This is a genomic window from Pseudomonas pseudonitroreducens (assembly GCF_021603645.1).
In the GTDB taxonomy this organism is placed as follows: domain Bacteria; phylum Pseudomonadota; class Gammaproteobacteria; order Pseudomonadales; family Pseudomonadaceae; genus Pseudomonas; species Pseudomonas pseudonitroreducens.
Genome location: NZ_BQHJ01000001.1, coordinates 190710 through 213917, shown reverse-complemented (window position 1 = coordinate 213917; position 23208 = coordinate 190710). Strand labels below are relative to the sequence as shown.

The following is a 23208-nucleotide window of genomic DNA, read 5'->3' as shown; positions in this document are numbered from 1 at the left end:
TCTCGCTATCAGTCTTCGCTGGCCTGCGGGGCTTCTTCAGCCGCAGCTTCGCCTGCTTCTTGGTTCTCGTCCGCCACTTCGCCGTCGACGATCTCGCCATCGATGACGTCGTCTTCCACGACAGTCGGCTCCTGCACCCGCTCCAGGCCTACGACGGTTTCGTCGGCAGCCAGCTTGATGAGGATCACGCCCTGGGTGTTACGGCCAGCGCCGCGAACTTCGTCGACACGGGTACGCACCAGGGTGCCCTGGTCGGAGATCAGCATGATCTCCTCGCCGTCCAGCACCTGCACGGCGCCTACCAGGTTGCCGTTACGCTCGTTGATCACCATGGCGATCACGCCCTGGCCGCCACGACCGCGACGCGGGTAGTCGGCCAGCGGGGTGCGCTTGCCGTAACCGCGCTCGGAGGCACTGAGAATCTGCGCTTCGCGGCACTCGGGAATCAGCATGGAAATGATCCGCTGGCCTTCGCCCAGGCGCATGCCGCGCACGCCACGGGCGTTACGGCCCATGATGCGCACCTTGCTTTCCTTGAAGCGGATCACCTTGCCGGCGTCGGAGAACATCATCACGTCCTTCGAACCGTCGGTGATGGCGGCGGCGATCAGCGAATCGCCCTCTTCCAGCTTCAGGGCGATCAGGCCGTTGGAACGCGGCTTGGTGAACTGGATCAGCGGGGTCTTCTTCACGGTGCCTTTCATGGTGGCCATGAAGATGTACGCGCCGGTCGGCTCGTCCTGGCTGAAGTCGGCGTCGTCGCCCTCTTCGGCCTCTTCGGCTTCCACCACTTCGGCGACCTGCTCGGCGACCACGTCGTCATCGTCGTTCTCGTCACCGGCGAACTGGGCGCGCACGGCTTCCAGGTCGATCTGCAGCATCGCGGTGATGCGCTCGCCTTCGTCCAGCGGCAGCAGGTTCACCAGCGGACGGCCACGAGCGGTACGCGAGGCTTCCGGAATCTCGAAGGTGCGCAGCCAGTAGACCTTGCCTTTGCTGGAGAACAGCAGCAGGGTGGCATGGCTGTTGGCGACCAGCAGGTGTTCGATGTAGTCCTCGTCCTTCACGCCACTGGCCGACTTGCCTTTGCCACCGCGACGCTGGGCCTCGTAGGCGGCCAGCGGCTGGGACTTGGCGTAGCCGCCGTGGGAGATGGTGACCACGCGCTCTTCTTCGGTGATCAGGTCGGCGATGGTCAGGTCCATCTGCGACGCGACGATCTCGGTGCGGCGGGCATCGCCGAACTCGGCCTTGACCTTCTCCAGCTCCTCGCGGATGACTTCCATCAGGCGCTCGGGGTTGGTCAGGATGCGGATCAGCTCGCCGATCAGGGTGAGGATTTCCTGGTACTCGGACAGGAGCTTCTCGTGCTCCAGGCCGGTCAGGCGGTGCAGGCGCAGTTCCAGGATGGCCTGGGCCTGTTCCGGCGACAGGAAGTACTTGCCGTCACGCAGGCCGTACTGCGGGTCCAGGTCTTCCGGACGGCAGGCGTCGGCGCCAGCGCGCTCGACCATGGCTTCCACCGCGCTGGATTCCCAGCCGGTGGCGATCAGGCGCTCCTTGGCCTCGGCCGGGGTCGGCGAGGTCTTGATCAGCTCGATCACCGGGTCGATGTTCGACAGGGCGACCGCCTGGCCTTCGAGGATGTGGCCGCGCTCGCGGGCCTTGCGCAGTTCGTAGACGGTCCGGCGGGTCACCACTTCACGGCGGTGACGGATGAACACCTCGAGCATGTCCTTGAGGTTCATCGTGCGCGGCTGGCCATCGACCAGGGCCACCACGTTGATGCCGAAGACGCTCTGCAGCTGGGTCTGGGCGTAGAGGTTGTTGAGCACGACCTCGCCCACTTCGCCGCGGCGCAGCTCGATGACCACGCGCATGCCGTCCTTGTCGGACTCGTCACGCAGCTCGGTGATGCCTTCGATCTTCTTCTCTTTCACCAGCTCGGCGATCTTCTCGATCAGGCGGGCCTTGTTCAACTGGTAGGGCAGCTCGGTGATGATGATCTGCTGGCGGTTGCCGCCCTTCTCCATGTCCTCGATGGTGGCGCGGGCACGGATATAGATGCGGCCACGACCGGTGCGATAGGCCTCGATGATGCCCGCACGGCCGTTGATGATGCCGGCGGTCGGGAAGTCCGGGCCGGGGATGTACTGCATCAGGTCGTCGATGGACAACTCGGGGTTGTCCATCAGCGCCAGGCAGCCGTCGATCACCTCGGTGAGGTTGTGCGGCGGAATGTTGGTCGCCATGCCCACGGCGATGCCGCTGGAACCGTTGACCAGCAGGTTCGGGATCTTGGTCGGCATGACCGCCGGGATCTGCTCGGTGCCGTCGTAGTTGGGCACCCAGTCGACGGTTTCCTTGTCCAGGTCGGCCAGCAGCTCGTGGGCCAGCTTGGACATGCGCACTTCGGTGTATCGCATGGCCGCGGCGTTGTCGCCGTCCACCGAACCGAAGTTGCCCTGGCCGTCGACCAGCATGTAGCGCAGCGAGAAGGGCTGGGCCATGCGGACGATGGTGTCGTACACCGCGGTGTCGCCGTGCGGGTGGTACTTACCGATCACGTCACCGACCACACGGGCGGATTTCTTGTAGGGCTTGTTCCAGTCGTTGCCCAGTTCGCTCATGGCGTACAGGACGCGGCGGTGCACGGGCTTCAAGCCATCGCGTGCATCGGGCAGGGCACGACCGACGATCACGCTCATGGCGTAATCGAGGTAGGACTGTCGGAGTTCGTCTTCGATGTTGACCGGGAGGATTTCTTTGGCCAGTTCGCCCATGAGAAGCCTGGTTCCTTTTTCAAATGGGTCTCCGTCATGCCCGTCCTGGGCCTGGCGGAGCGCGGTGCGCTATCAAAGCGCCACCGACTCTCTACAAATCAACGACTTGGCCGTTGATCCGCGATGCTGTGGGGGCCGGAAAAATGCCCCATCAAGAACCGTCGGAGCTTACCACAAGCCAGGGTCAAACCCTACCCTCGCCCAAGCCCCTCGATGAATTGCCGCAGGCCCCGTCAATGCAGGCGCTTGCGGCTCATCAGCTGGGCCATGCGCTCGGTGTCCGGACGCTCGACGACACCGCGTTCGGTCACGATGGCATCGATCAGGTCCGCGGGAGTCACATCGAACACCGGGTTATAGGCATCCACGTCAGCGGCGATGCGTTTGCCGCCGATTTCCAGGAGTTCGCGACCGTCGCGCTCTTCGATCGGGATGTCCTCGCCGCTTTCCAGCCCCATGTCGATGGTCGAACTGGGCGCCACCACCATGAAGCGTACCCCGTGGTGCATGGCGTTCACCGCCAGCTGGTAGGTGCCGATCTTGTTGGCCACGTCGCCGTTGGCGGTAATGCGGTCGGCACCGACGATGACCCAGGTGATGCTTTCGGTCTTCATCAGGTGCGCTGCGGCGGCGTCCGCATTCAGAGTGACCGGTACGCCCTCGTTCGCCAGTTCCCAGGCGGTGAGGCGCGCACCCTGCAGCCAGGGGCGGGTTTCGTCGGCGTAGACGCGTTCGATCAGCCCTTCCAGATGCGCCGCGCGCAGTACGCCCAAGGCGGTGCCGAAGCCGCCGGTGGCCAGGGCGCCGGTGTTGCAGTGGGTGAGGATCTTCTGCGGGCCGCCGTGGTGTTTGCGGATCAGGTCCACGCCCAGCTGGGCCATGGTCAGATTGGCCTCGCGGTCGCTTTCGTGGATCGCCACGGCCTCGGCCTCCAGCAGCGGCAGAGGGTCTTCACCGGGCTTCAGGCGCTCCAGGCGGTCGCGCATGCGATTCAGCGCCCAGAACAGGTTGACCGCCGTCGGCCGCGACTCGGCCAGCACGGTGAAGTCTTCTTCCAGCGCCGTGCGCCAGTCGCCGCCGGCGGCCACGCGGGCGCGCAACCCCAGCACCAGGCCGTAGGCAGCGGCAATACCGATGGCCGGCGCGCCGCGCACGACCATCTGGCGGATGGCATCGGCAACGCCGTCGGCGGTCTCATAGGACAGCCAGGTTTCCTCCAGCGGCAGCAGGCGCTGGTCCAGCAGTCGGAGAGTGCCCTTGCGCCAATCAATGGCCGTTACCCGTTCGGCCGCCAACAGTCGCTCACGCATGGAACACCTCTTCAATTCGAATGGAATCGCGGGCCTATCCCGGCCCCCAGGACATCGCCCCGCCCAGGCGGGGAAAACAGCCGAGTATACCGAGCCTGTGGCGGTGGCGCTCGGCTATACTCGGGCCCTTTATCATCGCGCCCAGGATGCGCTTCATGCCCACCGCCAAAGTCCCGCTCGACCTGCTGCTCTTCCCCACCTGGATCGTCCCCGTGGAGCCCGCCGGCATCGTCCTGCGCGATCATGGCCTGGGCATCCGCGATGGCCGCATCGCCCTGCTCGCCCCGCGTGACGAAGCCTTGCGCCACCCCGCGACGGAGACCCGCGAGCTGCCGGGCATGCTGCTCTCCCCGGGCCTGATCAATGCCCACGGCCACGCGGCAATGAGCCTGTTCCGCGGCCTGGCGGACGACCTCGCGCTGATGACCTGGCTGCAGGAGCACATCTGGCCGGCGGAGGCCAAGTGGGTCGGCGAGGACTTCGTCCGCGACGGCACGGAGCTGGCCATCGCCGAACAGCTCAAGGGCGGCATCACCTGCTTCTCGGACATGTACTTCTTCCCGCAGGTTGCCTGTGAGGTCGTGCACAAGGCCGGGGTTCGCGCGCAGATCAGCGTGCCCGTGCTGGACTTCCCGGTGCCCGGCGCCCGCGATGCCGATGACGCCATCCGCCAGGGCCTGGCGCTGCGCGACGACCTCAAGCACCACCCACGCATCAAGGTCGCCTTCGGCCCGCACGCGCCCTACACGGTCAGCGACGACAAGCTGGAAAATATCCTGATGCTCGCCGAGGAACTGGACGCCGGCATTCATATGCACGTCCACGAGACCGCCTTCGAAGTCCAGCAGGCGCTGGAGAAGCACGCCGAACGCCCACTGGCCCGCCTGCACCGCCTGGGCCTGCTCGGCCCGCGCTTCCAGGCTGTGCACATGACCCAGGTGAACGACGAGGACCTGGCCATGCTGGTGGAAACCAACAGCTCGGTGGTGCACTGCCCGGAATCCAACCTCAAGCTGGCCAGCGGCTTCTGCCCGGTGGAGCGCCTGTGGCAGGCCGGTGTCAACGTCGCCATCGGCACCGACGGCGCGGCCAGCAACAATGACCTCGACCTGCTCGGCGAAACACGCACCGCCGCCCTGCTGGCCAAGGCCGTGGCCGGCCAGGCCACCGCGCTGGACGCCCACCGCGCCCTGCGCATGGCCACCCTGAACGGCGCCCGCGCGCTGGGCATGGAGCAGGAAACCGGCAGCCTGGAGCTGGGCAAGTCCGCTGACCTCACGGCTTTCGACCTCTCTGGTCTGGCCCAGCAACCGGTGTACGAGCCAGTTTCCCAGCTGATCTATGCCAGCGGCCGCGACTGCGTGCGCCACGTCTGGGTCGGCGGCAAGCAACTGCTGGACAACGGCAAGCTCACCCGCCTGGACGAAGAACGACTGATAGCCGTGGCCGGCGAGTGGGGTCGCAGGATCGCCGGCGCCTGAGCCCTGGCCCTGCTTTCGCAGCGCCGGCTCGGGCCGCCGCTGCGACAATCTGTCATGCCGCGCCCCATCCATTCCATGAAGCTGGCATCATAGTCAGTCTTCGTTTCCGGCTTTTTGATCAATAGGGACACCATGAGCAACGTCGACCACGCCGAGATCGCCAAATTCGAGGCCCTCGCCCACCGCTGGTGGGACCGCGAAAGCGAGTTCAAGCCCCTGCACGACATCAACCCGCTGCGGGTCAACTGGATCGACGAGCGCGTCAGCCTCGCCGGCAAGAAGGTGCTCGACGTCGGCTGTGGTGGCGGCATCCTCAGCGAAGCCATGGCCCAGCGCGGCGCCACCGTCACGGGAATCGACATGGGTGAAGCGCCCCTGGCGGTCGCCCAGTTGCACCAGCTGGAGTCCGGCGTGCCGGTGGAATACCGCCGCATCACCGCCGAAGAACTGGCCGAGGAGATGCCCGAGCAGTTCGACGTGGTGACCTGCCTGGAAATGCTCGAGCACGTGCCGGACCCGGCCTCGGTGATCCGCGCCTGCTACAGGATGGTCAAGCCCGGCGGCCAGGTGTTCTTCTCCACCATCAACCGCAACCCGAAGGCCTACCTGTTCGCCATCGTCGGTGCGGAATATGTGATGCGCCTGCTGCCGCGCGGCACACACGATTTCAAGAAATTCATCCGCCCCTCCGAGCTGGGCGCCTGGTCGCGTGATGCCGGCCTGGCAGTCAAGGACATCATCGGCCTGACCTACAACCCGCTGACCAAGCACTACAAGCTGGCCAACGACGTCGACGTCAACTACATGATCCAGACCCTGCGGGAGGAGTGAATCGCATGCTCAGAGCGGTTCTCTTCGACATGGACGGCACCCTGCTGGACACCGCACCGGACTTCATCGCCGTGTGCCAGGCGATGCTCGTCGCCCACGGCCGTGCACCGATCGACGACCAGCGCATCCAGGACGTGGTCTCCGGCGGCGCCCGCGCCATGGTCGCCGCGACCTTCGACATGGACCCGGAAGCGCCTGGCTTCGAGCCCCTGCGCCAGGAGTTCCTCGACCGCTACCAGGAGCATTGCGCCGTCTTCACCCGCCCCTATGACGGCATGGCGGAACTGCTCGAAAGCATCGAGCGCTCGCGCCTGATCTGGGGGGTGGTGACCAACAAGCCGGTGCGCTTCGCCGCGCCGATCATGGAACAGCTGGGCCTGGCCGAGCGTTCCGCGGTACTGGTCTGCCCGGACCACGTGACGAAGAGCAAGCCGGACCCGGAAATGCTCCTGCTGGCCTGCAGCCAGCTGAATATCGACCCGTCCGAAGTACTGTTCATCGGTGACGACCTGCGCGACATCGAATCGGGCCGTGCCGCCGGGACCAAGACCGCGGCGGTGCGCTACGGCTACATCCACCCGGACGACAACCCTGCGCACTGGGGCGCCGACGTCATCGTCGACCATCCCCGCGACCTGCTGGCGGTTCTCGACCGCGCGCTCTGCAGCTGCTAGCGCAGCGGCGGCAGGCGGCAGGCGGCAGGCCAGAATGATGTCCCGTATTTTCTATAAACCTGCAGCCTGAAGCCTAAAGCCTAAAGCCTAAAGCCTGCAGCCCTCCGAAGGAGCCCCCATGTTCGATTATTCCGCCCGCCCCGACCTGCTCAAGGGTCGCGTGATCCTGGTGACCGGCGCCGGCCGCGGTATCGGCCGGGCCGCCTCGCTGGCCTTCGCCGCCCACGGCGCCACCGTATTGCTGCTGGGCAAGACCGAAGACTACCTCAACGAGGTCTATGACCTGATCGTTGCCGCCGGCCACCCGGAACCGGTGGTCATCCCGCTGAACCTGGAAACTACCCTGCCGCACCAGTACGACGAGCTGGCGGCCATGGTCGAGCAGGAGTTCGGCAAGCTCGACGGCCTGCTGCACAACGCCTCGATCCTCGGCCTGCGTTCACCCATCGAGCAGATTTCCACCGACAACTTCACCCGCGTCATGCAGGTGAACGTCAACGCCATGTTCAGCCTCACCCACACCCTGCTGCCACTGCTCAAGCTCTCCGAGGATGCCTCGGTGGTCTTCACCTCCAGCAGTGTCGGGCGCAAGGGTCGCGCCTACTGGGGCGCCTACGCCGTGTCGAAGTTCGCCACCGAGGGCCTGATGCAGGTGCTGGCGGACGAGTGCGAGGACATCACCCGCGTACGTGCCAACAGCGTCAACCCCGGCGCCACCCGCACCGCGATGCGCGCCCACGCCTACCCTGGCGAGAACGCCTTCAACAATCCGCTGCCCGAAGACATCATGCCGGTCTACCTATACCTGATGGGCCCGGACAGCAAGGGCGTGAACGGCCAGGCTTTCAACGCGCAGGACTGATTTCGACCTCGCACATGCGGTACTGACGTACCAGCGGCGTCGACCTGCAGCCCAGCAACGACGCCGCCTCCCGCCATTTTTCTGGCTCCATCGCACCTTCCCCTCCGGCAAAGTGCCACTATTTCGCCAGACTTCTGGCGAAACCTTCCTCCCTCCGGGAACCCTGACCACCATCGGTCGGTCAATACCGCGTCTTTTCAGGCCTTTCCGCGCCCTGGCACGGAAATCGCTCTGTCCCTGCAAACGCCGTAAAAATGGTCACCGCCATGGTTCCTCCCAAGCAGTCCAACACCATCGATTTCGATGCTGCCAAGCTCCAGCGCGCAGCCAGCCAGGACAGCCGCACTCTTTCGCGGAGCCCGCTGGACCTGCTGGAACTGCGCCAGCAGCTGAACCTGCAATTGCAGGTGAGCCTGGAGGCTGACCGCATCCTTGCGGTGTTCTTCCGCGAGATCCAGCAGATGCTGCCGGTGGAGTACCTGGCCTATTTCCACGCTGGCGCCGACCTGCGCCTGGAGTTCGGCGAAGCAGCCAAGCATTGCGCCGACTACCGCCTGACCCACGCCAGCGAATACCTCGGCGAAATCAGCTTCCGCCGCGCGCAACGCTTCTCCGAAGGTGAACTTGCACAGCTTGAGTCGCTGATGGCCTGCCTGCTCTACCCACTGCGCAACGCCCTGCTCTATCGCGCGGCCGTACAGTCGGCGCTGCGCGACGCGCTGACCGGCACCGGCAACCGCATTGCCATGGACCAGACCCTGGGCCGCGAGGTCGAAGTCGCGCGACGCCATCTGCTGCCGCTGTCGATCCTCATGCTCGACCTCGACCATTTCAAACTGATCAACGACGAGCACGGCCACAGCGTCGGCGACGACGCCTTGCGCGCCGTGGCCACGGCGCTGAAGAACAGCCTGCGCAACGTCGACATGGTGTTCCGCTTCGGCGGTGAGGAATTCCTCGTACTGCTCTCCAATACCCCCGGCGCCGCCGCGGTGCAGGTGGGCGAACGGCTGCGCACTGCCGTGGAGGAGCTGAACCTGGCCGCCGGCGGCAAGCGCTTGCCGCTGTCGATCAGCCTGGGCTGCGCGACGCTCAATGGCGGCGAGTCGGTGGACGATCTCCTGCGCCGCGCCGACAGCGCGCTTTACGAAGCCAAGCGCGACGGCCGCAACCGCCTGGCCTGCGCCAGCTGAACCAGCAAAAGCCCCTGTAGGAGCGAGCTTGCTCGCGAACGGATTTCCCGGCAGCTCTGGCGTCAAGCGGGTTCGCGAGCAATAACTAGGCGTCCCCCTCGCTCCTACAGAAGACTTCCGGTAAATCGCAGGCAAGAAAAAAGGGCTCCGAGGAGCCCTTTTTCTTTAGCGCTGACGCTTAACGCTTGAAGCCCGGGCGCATGCCGTCACCGGCAGCCTGCGGGCGGCGCTTGGCGATCGGCTTGCGCACCGGCTTGCCGGGACGCTCAGCCAGCGGGGCACCCTTCTCACGCGCCGGACGGTCGCTCGGCGCCTTGCGCGGCGCGCGGCCTTCACCGGCATCGCTGCGCGGGCCACGGGCCGGACGATCAGCACCGTCGCGCGGCTTGCGCGGGGCGCGGCTGTCGGCCGAATCGCTACGCGGGCCACGGGCCGGGCGGTCACCGGCATCACGCGGAGCGCGAGCAGGACGCTCACCACCCGCATCACGCGGCTTGCGCGGGGCACGGCTGTCAGCGGAATCGCTGCGCGGGCCACGGGCCGGACGATCACCGGTATCACGCGGAGCGCGGGCCGGACGGTCAGCGCTGTCGCGCGGTGCGCGCGCCGGACGCTCATCACCATCACGCGGGGCACGAGCCGGACGCTCACCAGCCGCCGGGCGCGGAGCGCGCTGCGGACGCTCGCCTTCGGCGCGCTCGGTGCGGGTGCGCGAACCACGGCCGGGACGCTCGCTGGGCGCGAGCTTCTTGCCGAGCTTGCGCTCCTGGCGCTCGACCTTTTCCTTCGTCTTGGTGGAAACGGCCGGCAGGGCGACCGGGGTCAGGCCGACTTCCTCGCTGAGGATGTCCAGCTCGCGCTGGCCCATTTCACGGTAGCGCCCCATGGTCAGCTCGGAGGTCAGGAACACCGGTCCGAAGCGCACGCGCTTCAGGCGGCTGACGATCACGCCCTGGGATTCCCACAGGCGACGAACCTCGCGGTTACGGCCTTCCATTACCACCACGTGGTACCAGTGGTTGAAGCCTTCGCCGCCGGGCGCTTCCTGGATGTCGCTGAACTTGGCAGGGCCGTCTTCGAGCATCACGCCGGCTTTCAGGCGTTCGATCATCTCTTCGTCGACTTCGCCGCGCACGCGCACAGCGTATTCGCGGTCCATCTCGTAGGACGGGTGCATCAGGCGGTTGGCCAGTTCACCGTCGGTGGTGAACATCAGCAGACCGGTGGTATTGATGTCCAGGCGGCCGACGTTGATCCAGCGGCCACTGCGCAGGCGCGGCAGGCGGTCGAACACGGTCGGACGGCCTTCCGGATCGTCGCGGGTGCAGACTTCGCCCTCGGGCTTGTTGTAGATCAGGACGCGGCGCACATGCTCTTCGATCTTCTCGCGCTTGAGCAGGCGGTCATCGACGGCGATGGCATCGCGGTCGCCCACGCGCTGGCCAAGGGTGGCAACGGCGCCATTGACCTTGACCCGGCCTTCCTCGATCCAGGCCTCGACGTCGCGGCGCGAGCCCACGCCCATGCGGGCCAGGACCTTCTGCAGCTTTTCGCCTTCCGGAGCGGGGGTCAGTTCGGTGTTTTCGTGCTGGTCGTTCATCTCGGCACCTCCCGGTGTGTCGTGCAACGAAGAAAAAGGTCGCGCATCATACGCGCTTGTGCGCGGCAAAGCACCGCCCGCAGTCGGGAAAGACTAGTCGACTTACAGGGGAATGAAGCCATGCAGCACGAAGACGACTTCACCGGCGCCAAGCTCGCGCTGTTCCACGCCGGCCAACTGGTGGTCTACAAGCGCGACGACAAGCCTGGCATTCCCTACCCCGGCTGCTGGGACTTCCCCGGCGGCGGCCGCGAGGCCGGCGAAACTCCGGCGCAATGCGCGCTGCGCGAGTTGGAGGAGGAATTCTCCCTGCGCCTGGACGAACAACGCATCGAATGGCAGCGCCGCTACCCCGCCACCCACGGCCCGGCGCCCTGGGCCTGGTTCCTGGTGGCGCGGCTGCAGCAGGCGGAGTTCGAGGCCATCCGTTTCGGCGATGAAGGCCAGTACTGGCGCCTGATGCGCGTCAGCGAATACCTCGCCGAGGAACAGGCGGTGGGTTACCTGCAGGAACGCCTGCGGCATTTCCTCGCAGGGCGTATGGACATCGCCTGAATCCGCGCGCCGGGCCGCTGATACGCATTTGAGCAGCCCATCTGAATCTGTTTCCCCCGCCCGCATTTTCCTAGATTGCCCGCTCACCGGAGCGCCCTGGTTTTCCACCAGTGGTGCGCCCGGACGTTCTGTCACAAGCGGGAATCCAGCATGAACACGAGAAGCACGGAGCAGGCGTACAACTACAAGGTGGTTCGCCAATTCGCCATCATGACGGTGGTCTGGGGCGTCGTCGGCATGGCCATGGGGGTACTGATCGCCTCCCAACTGGTCTGGCCGCAACTGAACCTGGACCTGCCGTGGACCAGTTTCGGGCGCCTGCGCCCGCTGCACACCAGCCTGGTGATCTTCGCCTTCGGCGGTTGCGCGCTATTCGCCACCAGCTACTACACGGTGCAACGCACCTGCCAGACGCGGCTGTTTTCCGACAGTCTCGCAGCCTTCACCTTCTGGGGCTGGCAGGCACTGATCGTGGTAATGATGATCAGCCTGCCGCTGGGCTACACCACCACCAAGGAATACGCCGAGATCGAGTTCACCGGCGCGGTGTGGATGGCGATTGTCTGGGTCGCCTACGCGGTGGTGTTCTTCGGCACGCTGATGAAGCGCAAGACGCCGCACATCTATGTGGGCAACTGGTTCTTCGCCGCCTTCATCCTGGTCACGGCAATGCTGCACATCGTCAACCACCTGGCCATTCCGGTGGACTGGTTCAAGTCCTACCCGGTCTACTCCGGCGCCACCGACGCCATGGTGCAGTGGTGGTACGGGCACAACGCGGTGGGCTTCTTCCTCACCACCGGATTCCTCGGGATGATGTACTACTTCGTGCCCAAGCAGGCCGGGCGCCCGGTGTATTCCTACCGGCTGTCCATCGTCCACTTCTGGGCGCTGATCACCCTGTACATCTGGGCCGGCCCTCACCATCTGCACTACACCGCCCTGCCCGACTGGGCGCAGAGCCTGGGCATGGTGATGTCGCTGATCCTCCTGGCGCCGAGCTGGGGCGGGATGATCAACGGCATGATGACCCTCTCCGGCGCCTGGCATAAGTTGCGCACCGACCCGATCCTGCGCTTCCTCGTGGTCTCCCTGGCGTTCTACGGCATGTCGACCTTCGAGGGCCCCATGATGGCGATCAAGACCGTCAACGCCCTGTCTCACTACACTGACTGGACCATCGGCCACGTCCATGCCGGCGCACTGGGCTGGGTGGCGATGATTTCCATCGGCTCGCTCTATCACCTGATTCCCAAGGTCTTCGGTCGCGAACAGATGCACAGCATCGGTCTGATCAACGCTCACTTCTGGCTGGCCACCATCGGCACAGTCCTCTACATCGCCTCGATGTGGGTCAATGGCATCACCCAGGGCCTGATGTGGCGGGCGGTGAACGCCGACGGCACACTTACCTACTCCTTCGTCGAGGCACTGCAGGCCAGCCATCCCGGCTTCGTGGTGCGGATGACCGGCGGGCTGATGTTCCTCAGCGGCATGCTGCTGATGGCCTGGAACACCTGGGTCACCGTGCGCCAGGCGCGCCCGGAAGCCATGCGCGTCGCCGAGCGGATGGTCTGAGATGACGCTGTGGCTGGGACTGATCGGCCTGCTGGCGCTGTACTTCGGCGTCGGCTGGAGCCTGCGGGCGCACCGCCAGCGCGGCATCGAAGTGGCCAGCATGCTGCCCTTCGCCGATGACGACGACGCGGCCCGGCGCATGGAGAAAGCCACCGGGCGCAGCCGAACTGGCTGCGCCTGCCCCGGCCAGTGCCGCGGCGACTGCGAGCACTGGCGCGACTGGCAGCCCTAGCGCGGCACTTTGCGGGCGTACCTGCGACAGAGCGCCACATCACCCTCGTCAATTTTCATTAGCAAGCACATCAATTTCCCGGCGGCGACCACGAGGAGGAATATCACTCCCGTGCCCCGCCACCTGATGGACGCCTGAAGCATCGTCCCCTGTCCTGTCTGGACCCCAGGACAGACATCATCGATGCCAGTGCTCCCCGGTGGGGCTTTCCATCCCACTCAAGGATCCCTGACCGGGTCCTTCACCGAGCGTTTTATCGAGGGAATAAAGAATGAAGCTTGCCTCTGTCGTGTCGGCTGTCATCTCCAGCCTCGCCCCGATGGCTTTTGCCCAGGACGCAATCAAGAACCCCGGCGCCGATCTGCCGGCCACCGAATACCACTACGGCATGTCCCTGGACGTCGACAAGGTCCTGCACCGCACCGACAACTCCGGCAAGGTCGGCATCGTGCCGGCGTACATGGTCTACCAGGATCACGAAGGCCAGACCCACAAGGTCCGCTTCCTCGAATGGGGCGGCAGCACCAGCCAGGGCTGACCGCCAGCGAACATCGCCTCCCTGCCGTCTTGGCCAAACCCCGCGAGCCAGTGGTGGCGGCCGGGGGGCGATCCAGAGTCCACATGCAGGAGCGAGCTTGCTCGCGAACGGATTCCCCGGCAGCACCAGCGCTGGGCGGGTTCGCGAGCAAGCTCGCTCCTACGAGGTGTACGTCGCGCCAACGAAAAAGCGCGCCCAATGGCGCGCTTTTTCCTGCATCGGCAGATCAGATTTCCACCTGCGTCCCCAACTCGATCACCCGGTTCAGCGGCAGGTTGAAGTAGCGCAGGTTGCCGTTGGCATTCTTCAGCAGGAAGGCGAACAGCGCCTCGCGCCAGCGCGCCATGCCGATCAGCTTCGAGGGGATGACCGTCTCGCGGCTGAGGAAGTACGTGGTGCGCATCGGGCTGAAGTCCAGCTCGTTGAGGTGGCACAGCTTAAGCGCCTGCGGAATGTCCGGGTCCTCGATGAAGCCGAAGTGCAGCACCACGCGGAAGAAGCCCTCGCCGTAGGCGTCCACCTCGAAGCGGCGGTCCGGGGCAACCCGCGGGCTGTCTTCGTTGACCACGGTGAGCAGGACGACCTGCTCGTGCAGCACCTGGTTGTGCAGGAGGTTGTGCAACAGCGCGTGGGGCACGGCGTCGGTGCGCGCGGTGAGGAACACCGCGGTGCCCTGCACACGGTGCGGCGGCTGCGAGCGGATGCTGGAAATGAACAGCGGCAGCGGCAACGAACCTTCGTCCAGGCGATCCACCAGCAGTTGGCGGCCGCGCTTCCAGGTGGTCATCAGGATGAACAGGCCGATACCGGCGATCACCGGGAAGGCACCGCCCTGGACGACCTTGGGCAGGTTGGCGGCGAAGAACAGGGTGTCGACGAACAGCATCATCAGGAAGAACGGGATCGCCAGCCACAGCGGCCACTTCCACATCAGCCAGATCACCACGCCCATCAGCAGGGTGGTCATCAGCATGGTGCCGGTTACCGCCACGCCGTAGGCCGAGGCCAGTGCAGCGGAGGATTCGAAGCCCAGCACCAGCAGCACCACGCCGACCATCAGCGCCCAGTTCACCATGCCGATGTAGATCTGCCCCTGCTCGTGGCTGGAGGTGTGCTGGATCACCATGCGCGGCACGTAGCCGAGCTGGATGGCCTGGCGGGTCAGGGAGAAGGCCCCGGAAATCACCGCCTGCGAAGCAATCACCGTGGCCGCGGTGGACAGCGCCACCAGGGGCACCAGCGCCCAGCTCGGCGCCGTCAGGTAGAAGGGGTTACGCGCCGCTTCGGCGTTGACCAGGATGGTCGCACCCTGGCCGAAGTAGTTGAGCACCAATGCCGGCAGCACCAGGGCGAACCAGGCGCGGGCGATGGGCTTGCGGCCAAAGTGGCCCATGTCGGCATAGAGCGCCTCGGCACCGGTCAGCGCCAGCACGGTGGCGCCGAGGATCGCCACGCCAATGCCCGGATGGGAGATGAAGAAGTTGACCGCCCAGCCCGGGTTCATCGCCTTCAGCACTTCGGGTTGCTGGGCCACGCCATAGATGCCCAATGCGGCCAGGGCGAGGAACCAGGCCACCATCACCGGGCCGAAGAGGATGCCGATGCGTGCGGTACCGTGCTTCTGGATCAGGAACAGACCGACCAGCACGATCAGCGACAGCGGTACGACCCAGTGCTCCAGGCCGTCGAAGGCGATCTCCAGGCCTTCGATGGCGGACAGCACCGAGATCGCCGGGGTGATCATGCTGTCGCCATAGAAGAGCGCCGCGCCGATCAGGCCGGCGATCACCACCATTGCCTGCAGCTTGTGGCGGCCGGTGGCGGCGCGACGAGCCAGCGCGGAAAGGGCCATCACCCCGCCCTCGCCCTGGTTGTCGGCGCGCAGCACGAAGATCACGTACTTGATCGACACCACCCAGATCAGCGACCAGAAGATCAGCGACAGCACACCCAGAACACCATCGTGGTTGGCCTGCACGCCGTATCCGCCGACGAACACTTCCTTGAGGGTATACAGCGGGCTGGTGCCGATATCGCCGTAGCACACGCCCACGGCACCGACCATCAGGCCGACGGCGGAGCTGGAATGGGGCTGCTCATGCTCAACGGTGCCGGCGCTTGCATCGGACATGTAACAAAATTCCTCAAAAAAATTCGGCGCATCCTGCTCCGACCCTTTCGTCGATGCAAGAGCCGGGTTCGATGGTTCTGAATGACTATAGAGCCTGTTGCCCGGAATTACCGGGCGAACCGGGCCGTCCGGCGGCGTGCGACAGCTTGTCCCAGAGAGGCTGGTCAAGTGCGCGGGACGCCGCTAGAATTGCGCACTTTTTGATCAGAGGCGCCGCCAGCGCGCCCTTCGAGGTTAGCCGCACATGTCCACCGCCACACCCAAAGTAGGATTCGTCTCGCTCGGATGCCCGAAAGCGACTGTCGATTCCGAACGCATCCTCACCCAACTGCGCATGGAAGGGTACGAAATCGTCCCCACCTACCAGGACGCAGACGTGGTGGTGGTGAACACCTGCGGCTTCATCGACAGCGCCAAGGCCGAATCCCTGGACGCCATCGGTGAAGCCATCGCCGAGAACGGCAAGGTGATCGTCACCGGTTGCATGGGTGTCGCCGAAGACAGCATCCGCGACGTGCACCCCAGCGTGCTGGCCGTCACCGGCCCGCAACAGTACGAGCAAGTGGTGAATGCCGTCCACGAGGTGATCCCGCCCAAGGCCGAGCACAACCCGCTGATCGACCTGGTGCCGCCGCAAGGCATCAAGCTGACCCCGCGCCACTACGCCTACCTGAAGATTTCCGAAGGCTGCAACCACAGCTGCAGCTTCTGCATCATCCCGTCGATGCGCGGCAAGCTGGTCAGCCGCCCGGTGGGCGACGTGCTCAGCGAAGCCCAGCGCCTGGTGAAAGCCGGCGTGAAGGAACTGCTGGTGATCTCCCAGGACACCAGCGCCTACGGCGTGGACCTGAAGTACAAGATGGATTTCTGGGACGGCCAGCCGGTGAAGACCCGCATGCTGGAGCTGTGCCAGGCGCTCTCCTCGATGGGCGTGTGGGTTCGCTTGCACTACGTCTATCCGTACCCCAACGTCGATGATGTAATTCCGCTGATGGCCGAGGGCAAGCTGCTGCCCTACCTGGATATCCCCTTCCAGCACGCCAGCCCGAAAGTGCTCAAGTCCATGAAGCGCCCCGCCTTCGAGGACAAGACCCTGGCGCGCATCAAGAAGTGGCGCGAGATCTGCCCTGAGCTGACCATCCGCTCGACCTTCATCGTCGGCTTCCCCGGCGAGACCGAGGAAGACTTCCAGTACCTGCTGGACTGGCTGACCGAAGCCCAGCTCGACCGCGTTGGCTGCTTCCAGTACTCCCCGGTGGAAGGCGCTCCGGCCAACGACCTGGGCCTGGACGTGGTGCCGGACGATGTGAAACAGGACCGCTGGGAGCGCTTCATGGCGCACCAGCAGGCCATTTCCGCCGCCCGCCTGCAGCTGAAGATCGGCAAGGAAATCGACGTGCTGATCGACGAAGTGGATGACGAAGGCGCGGTCGGCCGCTCTTACGCCGACGCCCCGGAAATCGACGGCGCCGTGTACATCGACAGCTTCGACGTGAAGCCGGGCGACAAGGTGCGTGTGCGCATCACCGACGCCGACGAGTACGACCTCTGGGCCGAACTGGTCTGATCCGCAAAAGCCCCGCTGATGCGGGGCTTTTCATTTCTGCTATTGGAAAGCCCATGACCAACAACGACGTACTGCGCAGCCTGCGCTACCTGCTGGACATCCGCGATGCGCAGGTCGCCGAGATCACCGCGCTGGCCGGTTTCAACCTCAGCACCGAAGAGGTCGGCGCCTTCCTCGCCCGCGACGACGAACCGGACTTCAAGCCGTGCAGCGACCGCGTGCTGGCGCACTTTCTCGACGGCCTGATCGTGTATCGCCGTGGCCGCGACGAATCGCGCCCGCTGCCGCCGGTGGAACTGCCGCTGACCAACAACATCACCCTGAAGAAACTGCGCGTGGCCTTCGAGCTGCGCGACGACGACATCCTGGCGATTCTCGACAGCGTCAGCTTCATCGTCACCAAGACGGAACTGGGCGCGCTGTTCCGCAAGCCCGGCCACAACAACTACCGCCCCTGTGGCGACCAGTTGCTGCGCAACTTCCTCAAGGGCCTGACGCAGCGCCAGCAGCGCTGAGATCGACATGCTCTATCGCCTGGCAGCCGACGCCGTTGTCCTGTTCCATCTGGGCTTCATCCTCTTCGTGCTGCTCGGCGGCCTGCTGGTGTTGCGCTGGCCGCGCCTGGCCTGGCTGCACCTGCCGGCGGCGGCCTGGGGCATGGCAGTGGAATTCCTCCACCTCTATTGCCCGCTCACGCCGCTGGAGAATCACGTCCGCACCCTGGCCGGCGACCACGGCTACAGCGGCGGCTTCATCGAGCATTACCTGATCCCGCTGATCTACCCCGCCGGCCTGACCGAGGCGACCCAGGTCGTTCTCGGCCTGGTGGTGGTGGCGGTCAATCTGCCGCCTTACCTGCTTCTGCTGCGCCGGGCACTGCGCTCGCGCTGAGCGACTGGCCCATCGGCAGGTAGGCCAGGCTTGCTTCCTTGTTCTTCGCGTGGCCCAGGCGCTGGCCATTATTGAGCTTCGATTCGATCAGCCGGTGATCTGCCGTCAGCCAGTTCAGCGGCTGTGCGCCGTCGTGCGTCACCTGGGAAATGATCAGCGTGCGCGCCGGGTCCCAGTCCTCGCCGGTACGCTGGCGCAGCCAGGCGAACAGAGCGTCGCTGTCGCCCTGTGGATAACCGGAGTGGATATAGAGGAACGGATGCGCTTGCCGTTCGCCACGACGCTCCAGGTACATCGGCAGACGTGCGTCGTCATCGCCGAGAATCAGCACCCGCCACTGCGACCAGGGCGCGACCTGCTCCGCCGCGGCGCGCACCTCCCCGGCGAACAGCGGAACCCCGCCGCCGCCATTGCTCCACGGATAGGCCACGCCCAGCACCAGCAGCATCACGCCTGCGCCCGCCCCCACCACCCGCGGCCAGGCGCGCCCCAGGCCGGCGAGCCCGCGCTCATGCCGCCGCTCGATCACCCACCACGCACCCAGCAATTGCGCGAACGGCACCAGCGGAAGCACGTAGTAACTGCGCCGGCCACCGCTGGCAGTGAAGAACGCGAACAGCAGCAGCAACGCCCAGACCAGCCAGCGCGCATTGGGCTGCAGTTGCTTCCTGCGGCGCGCTGCGAACCACAGGCCAAGTACCCATAACGGCGCCCAGGGCAGCGTGTAGGCGGGAAGGTAAAGCAGGTAGGTATAGATCGGCCCCTCGTGGTCGAAGGGCTGGAAGAAGCGCACCACGTTCTCGCGGAATACCAGTGCCAGTCCGCTCTCGCCATAGCTGGGCTGGCCATAGAAGTGCGACAGCACGAAGGGAATCGCATACACGCCGCCGGCCACCACCAGCGCCGCCAACAGCCGCAGGTTCAAATGTCGGCGCCAGCGCCCCTCGCTGAGCAGGTGCGGCAGCAGCACCAGCCCCGGCAGGACGAAGCCGATCAGCCCCTTGCACAGCGAGGTCAGCGACAGGATCAGGAAGAACCCCAGGTAGCTCCTGAATCGCGTGTCCTCCGGGTCACGCCAGTACCAGGCCAGCGCCGCCAGCACGCCGAACACCGTGAGCATGTCCGCCGTCGCCACCCGCGCCCAGAACAGGAAGTAGAAGGTGGTTGCCAGCAGCCAGCCGGCCAGCACACCCGTGCCCTTGCGCAGCAGGCGCTCGCCCAGCCACCAGGTCAGCCAGATGCTGCCCAGCCCGGCCAGCACGGTGCTGAGGCGCAGCGTCCAGTGATTGAGACCGAACAGGCTGGCCGGCGCGGTAATCAGCCAGTAGGACAGCAGTGGCTTGTCGTAATACGGCGCGCCGCGCAAGTAGGGATCGAAGTAGTCGCCCGACTGCAGCATCTGCAGCGAGATATCTGCCCAGCGCACCTCCGGGCCCCAGACCTCGCGCCAGCCCAGCCCGAACAGCAGCAACACCAGCGTGACGCCCAGCAATAGCGCCAACGCCTTGCGATCTTTGCTCCAACCCAGCATCACCCAGCCCCCGGCCTCTCGAACGTGCGCGGGACACTAGGGCAGCGATGGTTATGTGCAGGTTAAGAAAATGCAGCCATCGCGTAATGCGCCGGCATTTCCCGATTGGATAGTGCTCGGAGTGCCTCGGCGATCCCGCTAGGGTGTGGCGAAAAACCAGCCAGGAGAGGCTCATGCACCCGTACTTTTCCCTTGCCGGACGGACCGCGCTGGTCACCGGCGGCACCCGCGGCATCGGCCGGATGATCGCCCAGGGCCTGCTCGAAGCCGGCGCCAAAGTGATCATCTGCGCCCGTGACGGCGCCGCCTGCGCCGATACTGCTGCCGAACTGTCGCAGTACGGCGAGTGCATCGGCCTGCCGGCCAACCTCGCCACCGAGGAAGGCGCCCGTGCCCTGGCCCTGGAGCTGAACGAGCGCCTGGACCACCTCGACATCCTGGTGAACAACGCCGGTACCACCTGGGGCGCGCCGCTGGAAAGCTACCCGGCCGCGGGCTGGGAAAAGGTCATGCAGCTCAACGTCACGGCCGTGTTCAGCTGCATCCAGCAACTGCTGCCACTGCTGAAGAAGGCCGGCAGCGCGCAGAGCCCGGCGCGGGTGATCAACATCGGCTCGGTGGCCGGCGTCACCTCCCACGGCGAGAACGCCTATGCCTATGGTCCGAGCAAAGCCGCGCTGCACCAGCTGTCGCGCATGCTTGCCCGCGAACTGGTGCAAGACCACATCAACGTCAACGTCATCGCCCCCGGTCGCTTCCCCAGCAAGATGACCCGCCACATCGCCAACGATGAGCAGGCCATGGCCGAGGATACCGCCGTGATCCCCATGCGCCGCTGGGGTCGTGAAGAGGAAATGGCCGCCCTGGCAATCAGCCTGGCCAGCGCCGCCGGCGCCTACATGACCGGCAACATCATCCCCATCGATGGTGGCTTCCACCTCGGCTGAAGCCCGCTGCAAAGGGAATCAGGTACCATGGCGGCCCCTGCAACAGCCTGTGCCGCCATGTCCCACACCCTCTCGCCCATCGGCTACGTCCGCTCCTGCTTCAAGGAGAAGTTCGCCATCCCGCGCCAGCCGCAACTGGCTCCGGCCGCGACCGGCGTACTGCAACTGCTGCCGCCGTTCGACACGGGCGACGCGGTGGAGGGCCTGGAGCAGGTCAGCCACGTCTGGCTGATCTTCCTCTTCCACCAGGCGCTGGAAGACAAGCCACGGCTGAAGGTGCGCCCGCCGCGCCTGGGCGGCAACCAGTCGATGGGCGTCTTCGCCACCCGCGCCACCCACCGCCCCAACGGCCTCGGCCAATCCGTGGTGAAGCTGGAAAAGGTCGAGCCCGGCCGGCTCTGGCTGTCCGGCATCGACCTGCTCGATGGCACGCCGGTAATCGACATCAAGCCGTACGTGCCCTACGCGGACATCGTGGTCGATGCACGCAACGCCATCGCCGACGCCCCGCCCGCCCCCATCGCCGTGCACTGGAACGACGAAGCCCTGCGCCAGGCCCATGAACACGGCCTGCGTCTTGGCCAGCCGGTACGCGAACTGGTCGAACAGTGCCTCGCCCAGGACCCGCGCCCGGCCTACCAGAAGCCGCCGCCCGAGCGCCGCTACGGCGTGCGCCTGTGGGACCTGGATGTGCACTGGCACTACCCCACCGACGGCGAAATCTGCGTGTTGGACGTGCAGCGCGCCGCCGACTGAAACCTGCCTCAGTCCACCGGGTTGAGGGCGATCACGTCGCTCTCGAAACACTCCTGCTCGACGATCAGCGGCTCCACCAGCGGGCGGCTGTCGCGGAAGTGCGCGGTCTGCGTGTGCGCCTCGTAGGCCGCGTCGTCGCGGTAGATCTCGTAGAGGTAGATCACGTCCGGATCGAGGCGATCCTGGGACACATCGAAGACCAGGCAGCCCGGCTCGCTGGACACGGAAGCGGCAGCGTTGGCCTTGATGGCGTGGAGAAAATCCTCGGCGGTGCCGGGCTTCACACGGGTCTTGATGAACAGACTGTACACAGGGCGCTCCTTTTGTTTTAAATTTAAAATCAAATTGTATACAAAAAAGGAACCACGTCCATGTCCGATCTCCCCGCCCGCCCCGGTCGCCTCAACGGCCTGCGCCATCTAGCCCTGCTGGTGCCGAACCTGGAAGAGTGCGAGCGCTTCTACGTCGATGTGCTCGGCATGGAAGTGCTGAACCGTGCCAACGAGGACCTGGTGTACCTCACCTGCGGCAACGACAACCTCTCGCTGGGCCGCGGCTTCGGTGCCGCCAACGGGCTGCAGACCATGGATCACTACGGTTTCGTGGTGGACAGCGTGGAAGAGCTGGAAGCCTGGTACCAATACTTCAAGGCACGCGGCGTGACGCTGCTGGACCGCCCCTTCGACCATGGCGACGGCGCGCGCAGCTTCCACCTGCTGGACCCGGCGGGGAACAAGGTGCAGCCGCTGTATCACCCGGCGGTGTCCGGCCAGCGCCTGGCATGAGGCACCTGTAGGAGCGAGCTTGCTCGCGAACGCAGACGCTCCGTGCCTTGCAGGTTCGCGAGCAAGCTCGCTCCTACAAAGAGCCGCCTCTCAGGGTGGAATCCAGGCACAAAAAACGCCGCGATCCCTTGGGGAATCGCGGCGTTCTTGGTTTGAACGGCGCTGCTGACTGCTCGGCTTACTTCTCGACGAAGGCGCGCTCGATCAGGTAGTCGCCGGGCTCGCCCATGCGCGGGGAGATCTGCAGGCCGAAGCCGTTCAGCACTTCGCTGGTCTCGTCGAGCATGCTCGGGCTGCCGCAGATCATCGCGCGGTCGTCCTGCGGGTTCATCGGCGGCAGGCCGATGTCGGCGAACAGCTTGCCGCTGCGCATCAGGTCGGTCTGGCGGCCCATGCTGTGGAACTCTTCACGGGTCACCAGCGGGCAATAGATCAGCTTCTCTTTCACCATGTCGCCGAAGTACTCGTGCTCCGGCAGAACCTTGGTGATGAAGTCCGCGTAGGCCAGCTCGCTGACCCAACGCACGCCATGGACCAGGATGACCTTCTCGAAGCGCTCATAGACTTCCGGGTCCTGGATCACCGAGAGGAACGGCGCCATGCCGGTGCCGGTGCTCAGCAGGTACAGGTGCTTGCCGGGCTTGAGGTCGTCCAGCACCAGGGTGCCGGTGGGCTTGCGGCTGACCATCAGCTCGTCGCCTTCCTTCAGGTGCTGCAGGCGCGAAGTCAGCGGACCGTCCGGGACCTTGATGCTGAAGAACTCCAGGTGCTCTTCGTAGTTCGGGCTGGCGATACTGTACGCGCGCATCAGCGGACGACCGTTGACTTCCAGGCCGATCATCACGAACTGACCGGTCTTGAAGCGCAGACCCGGGTTACGGGTGGTCTTGAAGCTGAAGAGGGTGTCGTTCCAGTGGTGCACGCTGAGAACGCGCTCGGTGTACAGGTTGCTCATCAAGGACT

Annotated in this window: 22 protein-coding genes; 15 read left to right on the top strand and 7 right to left on the bottom strand. The window is 65.5% G+C overall.

What is annotated here, in order from left to right; translation table 11 throughout:
• Positions 1-8: 8 nt before the first annotated feature.
• Both gyrA and mtnA read right to left on the bottom strand, forming a co-directional pair.
• Positions 9-2783, bottom strand: coding sequence for a DNA gyrase subunit A (gene gyrA / locus L6D89_RS00985; protein WP_236198484.1), 2775 nt, complete (start codon positions 2781-2783; stop codon positions 9-11).
• A 233-nt stretch (positions 2784-3016) separates the two neighbouring features.
• Positions 3017-4093: an S-methyl-5-thioribose-1-phosphate isomerase gene (gene mtnA, locus L6D89_RS00980; protein ID WP_236173046.1), complete on the bottom strand. Its 1077-nt coding sequence runs from the start codon at positions 4091-4093 to the stop codon at positions 3017-3019.
• Positions 4094-4248: 155 nt separating this feature from the next.
• Between mtnA and L6D89_RS00975 the strand changes: the two genes are divergently transcribed.
• The 5 genes from L6D89_RS00975 (at position 4249) to L6D89_RS00955 (ending at position 9134) form a co-directional block, all read left to right on the top strand.
• Positions 4249-5574 carry a TRZ/ATZ family hydrolase gene (locus L6D89_RS00975; RefSeq protein ID WP_236198483.1) on the top strand — a complete coding sequence of 442 codons (1326 nt, stop codon included), beginning with the start codon at positions 4249-4251 and terminating at the stop codon, positions 5572-5574.
• Between the two features lie 132 nt (positions 5575-5706).
• Positions 5707-6405, top strand: coding sequence for a bifunctional 2-polyprenyl-6-hydroxyphenol methylase/3-demethylubiquinol 3-O-methyltransferase UbiG (gene ubiG, locus L6D89_RS00970; RefSeq protein ID WP_017517979.1), 699 nt, complete (start codon positions 5707-5709; stop codon positions 6403-6405).
• Complete coding sequence (gene mupP / locus L6D89_RS00965) at positions 6402-7079, top strand: N-acetylmuramic acid 6-phosphate phosphatase MupP (protein WP_236173048.1); 678 nt, start codon at positions 6402-6404, stop codon at positions 7077-7079. The genes ubiG and mupP overlap by 4 nt, the downstream gene beginning before the upstream one ends.
• 118 nt (positions 7080-7197) lie before the next feature.
• Positions 7198-7941 (top strand): YciK family oxidoreductase, encoded by a 744-nt coding sequence (locus tag L6D89_RS00960; protein ID WP_236173049.1) that lies wholly within the window; start codon positions 7198-7200, stop codon positions 7939-7941.
• 266 nt (positions 7942-8207) lie between these two features.
• Positions 8208-9134: a GGDEF domain-containing protein gene (locus L6D89_RS00955; protein WP_236198482.1), complete on the top strand. Its 927-nt coding sequence runs from the start codon at positions 8208-8210 to the stop codon at positions 9132-9134.
• A gap of 178 nt (positions 9135-9312) precedes the next feature.
• Here L6D89_RS00955 and rluB read toward each other — a convergent pair whose 3' ends face one another.
• On the bottom strand, positions 9313-10734 hold the full coding sequence (gene rluB, locus L6D89_RS00950; protein ID WP_236198481.1) for a 23S rRNA pseudouridine(2605) synthase RluB: 1422 nt from the start codon (positions 10732-10734) through the stop codon (positions 9313-9315).
• Between the two features lie 120 nt (positions 10735-10854).
• Between rluB and L6D89_RS00945 the strand changes: the two genes are divergently transcribed.
• The 4 genes from L6D89_RS00945 (at position 10855) to L6D89_RS00930 (ending at position 13637) form a co-directional block, all read left to right on the top strand.
• Positions 10855-11289 carry an NUDIX hydrolase gene (locus L6D89_RS00945; RefSeq protein ID WP_236198480.1) on the top strand — a complete coding sequence of 145 codons (435 nt, stop codon included), beginning with the start codon at positions 10855-10857 and terminating at the stop codon, positions 11287-11289.
• Positions 11290-11439: 150 nt separating this feature from the next.
• The gene (gene ccoN, locus L6D89_RS00940; RefSeq protein ID WP_169940076.1) at positions 11440-12867 is read left to right on the top strand and encodes a cytochrome-c oxidase, cbb3-type subunit I; all 1428 of its coding nucleotides are present in this window, start codon (positions 11440-11442) and stop codon (positions 12865-12867) included.
• 1 nt (position 12868) lies between these two features.
• Positions 12869-13099, top strand: coding sequence for a cbb3-type cytochrome c oxidase subunit 3 (locus L6D89_RS00935; protein WP_236198479.1), 231 nt, complete (start codon positions 12869-12871; stop codon positions 13097-13099).
• 271 nt (positions 13100-13370) lie between these two features.
• On the top strand, positions 13371-13637 hold the full coding sequence (locus tag L6D89_RS00930) for a DUF2790 domain-containing protein (protein WP_236173051.1): 267 nt from the start codon (positions 13371-13373) through the stop codon (positions 13635-13637).
• Between the two features lie 226 nt (positions 13638-13863).
• Here L6D89_RS00930 and L6D89_RS00925 read toward each other — a convergent pair whose 3' ends face one another.
• On the bottom strand, positions 13864-15768 hold the full coding sequence (locus L6D89_RS00925) for a potassium transporter Kup (protein ID WP_236173052.1): 1905 nt from the start codon (positions 15766-15768) through the stop codon (positions 13864-13866).
• Positions 15769-16012: 244 nt separating this feature from the next.
• Between L6D89_RS00925 and rimO the strand changes: the two genes are divergently transcribed.
• Genes rimO through L6D89_RS00910 form a run of 3 tightly spaced genes read left to right on the top strand, consistent with a single transcriptional unit; the run spans position 16013 to position 18226 of the window.
• Positions 16013-17335 (top strand): 30S ribosomal protein S12 methylthiotransferase RimO, encoded by a 1323-nt coding sequence (gene rimO, locus L6D89_RS00920; RefSeq protein ID WP_236173053.1) that lies wholly within the window; start codon positions 16013-16015, stop codon positions 17333-17335.
• A 53-nt stretch (positions 17336-17388) separates the two neighbouring features.
• Complete coding sequence (locus L6D89_RS00915; RefSeq protein WP_236198478.1) at positions 17389-17850, top strand: YehS family protein; 462 nt, start codon at positions 17389-17391, stop codon at positions 17848-17850.
• Positions 17851-17857: 7 nt separating this feature from the next.
• A complete protein-coding gene (locus L6D89_RS00910) occupies positions 17858-18226 on the top strand; it encodes a DUF2784 domain-containing protein (RefSeq protein ID WP_236198477.1) in 369 nt (122 codons plus the stop codon).
• Here the strand turns inward: L6D89_RS00910 and L6D89_RS00905 are convergent.
• Complete coding sequence (locus L6D89_RS00905; protein WP_236198476.1) at positions 18174-19757, bottom strand: ArnT family glycosyltransferase; 1584 nt, start codon at positions 19755-19757, stop codon at positions 18174-18176. The two genes, L6D89_RS00910 and L6D89_RS00905, sit on opposite strands and share 53 nt — an antisense overlap.
• Positions 19758-19930: 173 nt before the next feature.
• On the opposite strand from L6D89_RS00905, the gene L6D89_RS00900 reads away from it, so the two are divergent.
• Positions 19931-20704 carry an SDR family oxidoreductase gene (locus L6D89_RS00900; RefSeq protein WP_236198475.1) on the top strand — a complete coding sequence of 258 codons (774 nt, stop codon included), beginning with the start codon at positions 19931-19933 and terminating at the stop codon, positions 20702-20704.
• A 57-nt stretch (positions 20705-20761) separates the two neighbouring features.
• Complete coding sequence (tsaA, locus tag L6D89_RS00895; RefSeq protein ID WP_236198474.1) at positions 20762-21460, top strand: tRNA (N6-threonylcarbamoyladenosine(37)-N6)-methyltransferase TrmO; 699 nt, start codon at positions 20762-20764, stop codon at positions 21458-21460.
• Between the two features lie 8 nt (positions 21461-21468).
• On the opposite strand, the gene L6D89_RS00890 is transcribed toward tsaA, so the two are convergent.
• Positions 21469-21771 carry a heme-binding protein gene (locus tag L6D89_RS00890; protein ID WP_236173058.1) on the bottom strand — a complete coding sequence of 101 codons (303 nt, stop codon included), beginning with the start codon at positions 21769-21771 and terminating at the stop codon, positions 21469-21471.
• 60 nt (positions 21772-21831) lie between these two features.
• Between L6D89_RS00890 and L6D89_RS00885 the strand changes: the two genes are divergently transcribed.
• Complete coding sequence (locus tag L6D89_RS00885) at positions 21832-22245, top strand: VOC family protein (protein ID WP_169940869.1); 414 nt, start codon at positions 21832-21834, stop codon at positions 22243-22245.
• Between the two features lie 178 nt (positions 22246-22423).
• Here the strand turns inward: L6D89_RS00885 and fpr are convergent, their stop codons facing one another.
• Positions 22424-23200, bottom strand: coding sequence for a ferredoxin-NADP reductase (gene fpr, locus L6D89_RS00880; RefSeq protein WP_045210043.1), 777 nt, complete (start codon positions 23198-23200; stop codon positions 22424-22426).
• Positions 23201-23208: the final 8 nt, after the last annotated feature.

What these genes read in the sequence shown, in the direction of transcription:
- gyrA (WP_236198484.1), bottom strand. Translation starts at nt 2,783, where the DNA reads ATGGGCGAACTGGCCAAAGAAATCCTCCCGGTCAACATCGAAGACGAA.
- mtnA (WP_236173046.1), bottom strand. Translation starts at nt 4,093, where the DNA reads ATGCGTGAGCGACTGTTGGCGGCCGAACGGGTAACGGCCATTGATTGG.
- L6D89_RS00975 (WP_236198483.1), top strand. Translation starts at nt 4,249, where the DNA reads ATGCCCACCGCCAAAGTCCCGCTCGACCTGCTGCTCTTCCCCACCTGG.
- ubiG (WP_017517979.1), top strand. Translation starts at nt 5,707, where the DNA reads ATGAGCAACGTCGACCACGCCGAGATCGCCAAATTCGAGGCCCTCGCC.
- L6D89_RS00960 (WP_236173049.1), top strand. Translation starts at nt 7,198, where the DNA reads ATGTTCGATTATTCCGCCCGCCCCGACCTGCTCAAGGGTCGCGTGATC.
- L6D89_RS00955 (WP_236198482.1), top strand. Translation starts at nt 8,208, where the DNA reads ATGGTTCCTCCCAAGCAGTCCAACACCATCGATTTCGATGCTGCCAAG.
- rluB (WP_236198481.1), bottom strand. Translation starts at nt 10,734, where the DNA reads ATGAACGACCAGCACGAAAACACCGAACTGACCCCCGCTCCGGAAGGC.
- L6D89_RS00945 (WP_236198480.1), top strand. Translation starts at nt 10,855, where the DNA reads ATGCAGCACGAAGACGACTTCACCGGCGCCAAGCTCGCGCTGTTCCAC.
- ccoN (WP_169940076.1), top strand. Translation starts at nt 11,440, where the DNA reads ATGAACACGAGAAGCACGGAGCAGGCGTACAACTACAAGGTGGTTCGC.
- L6D89_RS00935 (WP_236198479.1), top strand. Translation starts at nt 12,869, where the DNA reads ATGACGCTGTGGCTGGGACTGATCGGCCTGCTGGCGCTGTACTTCGGC.
- L6D89_RS00930 (WP_236173051.1), top strand. Translation starts at nt 13,371, where the DNA reads ATGAAGCTTGCCTCTGTCGTGTCGGCTGTCATCTCCAGCCTCGCCCCG.
- L6D89_RS00925 (WP_236173052.1), bottom strand. Translation starts at nt 15,768, where the DNA reads ATGTCCGATGCAAGCGCCGGCACCGTTGAGCATGAGCAGCCCCATTCC.
- rimO (WP_236173053.1), top strand. Translation starts at nt 16,013, where the DNA reads ATGTCCACCGCCACACCCAAAGTAGGATTCGTCTCGCTCGGATGCCCG.
- L6D89_RS00915 (WP_236198478.1), top strand. Translation starts at nt 17,389, where the DNA reads ATGACCAACAACGACGTACTGCGCAGCCTGCGCTACCTGCTGGACATC.
- L6D89_RS00910 (WP_236198477.1), top strand. Translation starts at nt 17,858, where the DNA reads ATGCTCTATCGCCTGGCAGCCGACGCCGTTGTCCTGTTCCATCTGGGC.
- L6D89_RS00905 (WP_236198476.1), bottom strand. Translation starts at nt 19,757, where the DNA reads ATGCTGGGTTGGAGCAAAGATCGCAAGGCGTTGGCGCTATTGCTGGGC.
- L6D89_RS00900 (WP_236198475.1), top strand. Translation starts at nt 19,931, where the DNA reads ATGCACCCGTACTTTTCCCTTGCCGGACGGACCGCGCTGGTCACCGGC.
- tsaA (WP_236198474.1), top strand. Translation starts at nt 20,762, where the DNA reads ATGTCCCACACCCTCTCGCCCATCGGCTACGTCCGCTCCTGCTTCAAG.
- L6D89_RS00885 (WP_169940869.1), top strand. Translation starts at nt 21,832, where the DNA reads ATGTCCGATCTCCCCGCCCGCCCCGGTCGCCTCAACGGCCTGCGCCAT.
- fpr (WP_045210043.1), bottom strand. Translation starts at nt 23,200, where the DNA reads ATGAGCAACCTGTACACCGAGCGCGTTCTCAGCGTGCACCACTGGAAC.